This is a genomic window from Acinetobacter sp. UBA5934, assembly GCF_002430855.1.
GTDB lineage: Bacteria > Pseudomonadota > Gammaproteobacteria > Pseudomonadales > Moraxellaceae > Acinetobacter.
Window position 1 is genome coordinate 6,226 of record NZ_DJDC01000069.1, and the last position, 232, is coordinate 6,457.

General features: G+C 45.3%; 1 pseudogene. It reads right to left on the bottom strand.

The features are described from left to right. Positions 1 to 4 precede the first annotated feature (4 nt). Positions 5 to 232: pseudogene (locus tag B2Y23_RS05010) on the bottom strand (lytic transglycosylase domain-containing protein); the annotation flags it as partial.

Below are 232 nucleotides of genomic sequence, written 5' to 3' on the forward strand. Positions count from 1 at the left end.
CAATTTAATTATCAGCGATTGAAATTTTTGCTGAAGCCGTTGCATGTGCCGTGGCATATGAGCCTGAAGGGGCGTCAGTAAAACTCCCGTCAGAGGCCATAATAATTTGCCGTTGTGCACTGTATTGAGGGGGCAAGCTGGAAGAGGACTCATCAGAACCCGATTGCGCAATAATTCTTGCATTATTGCTATAAGAGTCATGATTTGAAGCAGAACTGCTGGCAATGCCGTT